Raw genomic sequence first — 4,137 nt, forward strand, 5'->3', positions numbered from 1 at the left:
GTTAATTTCTAAAGGGGTATTTGTATCAATGTAAACATCGGGTCTATGAGATACATGTAATTTATGAACCTCTAAGATAAGTTTATTTAATTCAATATAATCTATTTCTTTAGCATCTCTTATTTTAAAATTCATGTTATACCTCCTTTCATAAAATATCCTTAATATTCCAATATTTAAGTTTATAATACATTATACTTAGAGAAAAGTGCAACAAAAAATAATAAAAGCAAAATTAATAAACTGGTTTAAGTGATAAGGAAATTGCTAAAAGCTTAGGTGTAGCAGATTCAACTGTGAGAAATCATCGCTATAAGTTAAGGGAAAAGGAAAAGCAAGCAAGGTTATTTTTATCTTTAATGGAAAAACTTGAAGACAATCTAAAGAAAAATATAACTATAGTTGGAGAGGAAAAGCTATGTGATGCCCATAAAACTGCAACAATGGTAGATGACAGATATAATATAACAGATAAAGAAAGAGAAACTACTATTAAAAATTATATGGATGAAAATGGAGCTATAAAAACATTTCCATCAAAAGCTAAAAAGAAGATAATAATTTTAGGGGAAGTAGTTAAGAATTTTTCTAAGGGGAGAAAGTATTCTGAGAAAGAAATAAATAGAGTTTTAAAAAGAATATATGAGGATTTTGCAAGTATTAGAAGGGCGTTAATTGAATATGGATTTGTTGAACGTTCAAAAGATTGCATGGAATATTGGGTAAAAGAATAGTGAAAAATCTCTTCAAAGTAATTTAACAACTTTGAGGAGATTTTTTTAATTTGGAGATTATAAGGAAGGAAAAAGAGTAATTTATTAAGAAGATATATTGTAATTAAGAAATGTGTTAATGTATCTTAGGTTAGAGTAGAAGAGGGCTTAGGATATGTGGAAAATTATTATTGATTAATATGCTATACTGAAATCTGGATTTTTAGGGGGAAATTATAAGAAGTGAAAGGTGATAAAATGAAAAGTAAAAAAATAAAGGCCATAGTGACGGGAATCGCAGTAGCGGGAAGTATAGCAATAGTAGGGCCTAGTGTATTGGCACATGCAGATAGTATAAATAAAGTGTCAAATACTGAAAGTCACAATAATATGGATACTAATAATCAAATGAATGGTCTTATTAAGGCTGTTAGCTTAAAAACTGGAAAGGTTGTAGCAGTTGCAGCACCAAAAAGAGCACAATCATTTGCTGTAACATTTAATGGTTATCCATATGAAACACAGTATAATAAATATCATTTACATGGGTTAAAAAATCAAGATGAGTTTCATTCAACTATGCAAGAGAAGTTATATGAGTATTTACTAAATCCTAATAACAGATGGAATACTGAAAAAGGGGCTATGGAGTTACATAATGATAGTGGGTCTGATGACTGTGCTTACTTTGTGTCAACTGCACTTAGAGGAATAGGTGTAGATATTCCATATTCAACAGCTAACTGCTTAACATTACAAGGAAATTTAAATAACTTAGGTTGGGTTAAAATGTATAATTTTAATCAATTGAGAGCAGGGGATATCTGTTTTGCAGGTACAGATGGGGCAGCACATACCTTTGTATTTATGGGATGGGCAAATAAGGCGAATCAAGTTGCATGGATAGCAGATTCACAAGCGTGGAGATTTGGAAACAATATGCACGTTAGAGGAACTTTTGATGCACCAGGTATAGATTCCACAGTTTTCTTCTATGGTGGTCCAGGGGCTGACGTTTCTGAGAGTGGTGTTAATACAAATGCTTCTCCACAGCATTTAGGATTAAAGGCATTTGGAGTTGGTGTTACTACATCAAATTTAAATGTCAGAAGTGGTCCAAGTGAGAATGACAGTATTATAGGTAGTTTTAATGATGGAACTCCAGTACAAATATTTGGAGAAGAGAATGGTTGGTATAAAATTAACTATAATGGTGGAATAGGATATATACAGGCATCAGAGGTTGATGGAAATACTGCAAAAGATCCTAATAATATAACAATAACAAAGGAATATCCAGAAATAAGTAAGGGTACAATAAATCAGTACACTTGGGCTATGAGTACAGCAAGTTGGAATGATAATCATATGGCAGATTTTGATGAGGGACAAGCTGTTACAATAACTGGATATGAAAAAGGCTCAGAACAACAAGGTGGTTGGTATAGAGTTGACTACCAAGGTGGTTCAGTATGGGTTCCAGCTAACAGAATAAATACAGATATTAGAGGAACTCAATATAATACAATAGATAATGGATTAATAAATAATTTAGATAATAATTATGCTTGGATTATGAGCAGCACTTCAAAGGATGGAGTACAGCTTGGAAAATTAAATAACGGAACACCTATAAAAATAACTGGAGAAGATGGAGCTTGGTATAGAATAGATTATATGCAAACTTCAGGATGGATACCTAAAAATAGCGTAGACAATCCAGCAAATTATAGTGTTAAAAAATTAGATGAAACAGGAATTATAGATTTTTCATTAGGATATACGGATACAAAAAATATTCCAACATGGTATGGAGTTAAGACATATACATTAAACAATGGAACTAAGGTTCATATAACAGGAGAACATGAAGGTTGGTATAGATTAGATGTTAATGGAGTAAATGAATGGGTATTAAAAGAAAGAGTTAAAGTTTATAAGACTTTAGGAACTGGAACAGTAACATTCCCATCATATGGAGGAAGTTGCATTTTAGATGGACCTTCGTGGAACACAAACATTGTGAAAGTTTTAAATGATGGAAGCAGTGTAAAGATTATAGGAGAGAGGGAAAACTGGTATAACATTCTAACAGAGAATGGACAAGTTGCTTGGATACCTAAAAATAGACTTATAACAAGTTTAAATAAAAATATGCTTGGTACTGGAACAACAAATGTTTATACAAATGTACAAGAAAATCCATCATGGGGAGGACAGGTATTAGGAGTAGTTAATAAAGGAGAAGCTTTTAATATTATATCTGAAAAAAATGGATGGTATGAAGTAGATTATAATAATGGAACTGGATGGATAGAAGGAAATAGATTAAATACATCATTAAATAAAAATATGAAATCTGAAGAAAATGCAGTTGTAGATTTTAATGGATATACAGATTTAACATATGGACCTTCATGGAATAGTGATATAGCAGGAACATTAAATAATGGAACTACAGTACAAGTTGTAGGACAAGCTAATGGATGGACAAGAATAAATTATAAAAATACAACAGCATGGCTTCCAAGCAATAGACTAAAAGCTCTTAAAGTGATTGGAAAAGGAAAGACAAATATCTATACAGATATTCAAAAGAATCCATCATGGGGAGGAAGCGTATTAGGAATTGTAAATAAGGGAGAAAGCTTTAATATAATATCTGAAAAAAATGGATGGTATGAAGTAGATTATAAAAATGAAACTGGATGGATAGAAGGAAATAGATTAGATACATCATTAAATAAAAATATGAAGCCTATAAAGACGGGAACTATAGACTTTAATAACTATACTTATGCAACATATGGACCATCATGGGGATGTGACATAGCAGGAAGTTTAGAAGATGGAGCTAAAGTTCAAATAGTTGGAGAGGCTAATGGTTGGTACAGAATAAACTATAAAAATAGTACAGCATGGGTTTTAAAAGATAGAATACAAATTGGGTAAAAAAATCCCTTCAAAGTAGGAAAAACTTTGAAGGGATTTTTCTATAGAGAAAGTTCAATAGGCTTTTTAGCTTCTAAAGAGGCTTTTACATCAATAATACGTTGATTTCTTGAACCTCTATACTTTAAACTTAAATCTCTTTTATCTAATTGAAATTGACCATCTACTAAAACATGAACCTCTTTTAACAACTCTAATCTTTTAGGGTCCTTTAAAATATCTTCAAAGGTACAACCAGACCACATCCAAAGAGGTTTTTTAACATCCTTGTTTAAACGTCTTAAAAGAGTTAATAAAGTGTCATCATAAGTTTGTTGCATAGGTTCACCACCCAGAATGCTAACACCTTTAATTTGAGGATTAGAAGCAGCTTTAATGAAGTTTTCTTCAGTTTCTTTAGTAAAAGTATTACCATAATTAAAATCTTGTTGAACATCATTAAAACAGCCCTTACATTTATGAGTACAACCAC

The 4,137-nt window shown here is 31.3% G+C and carries 2 protein-coding genes and 1 pseudogene; 2 read left to right on the top strand and 1 reads right to left on the bottom strand.

Going from position 1 to position 4,137, the window contains the following annotated elements; all coding sequences use genetic code 11:
- Positions 1–245: 245 nt before the first annotated feature.
- A pseudogene (locus tag ACRC28_RS03195) lies at positions 246–734 on the top strand (DUF2087 domain-containing protein); the annotation flags it as partial.
- A 237-nt stretch (positions 735–971) separates the two neighbouring features.
- Positions 972–3,665 carry an SH3 domain-containing protein gene (locus ACRC28_RS03200; protein ID WP_438542012.1) on the top strand — a complete coding sequence of 898 codons (2,694 nt, stop codon included), beginning with the start codon at positions 972–974 and terminating at the stop codon, positions 3,663–3,665.
- A 41-nt stretch (positions 3,666–3,706) separates the two neighbouring features.
- Here the strand turns inward: ACRC28_RS03200 and nrdG are convergent.
- Positions 3,707–4,137 (bottom strand): anaerobic ribonucleoside-triphosphate reductase activating protein (gene nrdG / locus ACRC28_RS03205; protein ID WP_438542013.1); only part of this gene is annotated, 431 nt, incomplete at its 5' end.

The organism is Clostridium sp. (assembly GCF_051650885.1).
Lineage (GTDB): Bacteria > Bacillota > Clostridia > Clostridiales > Clostridiaceae > Clostridium.

Excerpts from the sequence above, each read along its gene's own strand:
- ACRC28_RS03200 (WP_438542012.1), top strand. The coding sequence starts at position 972 with ATGAAAAGTAAAAAAATAAAGGCCATAGTGACGGGAATCGCAGTAGCG.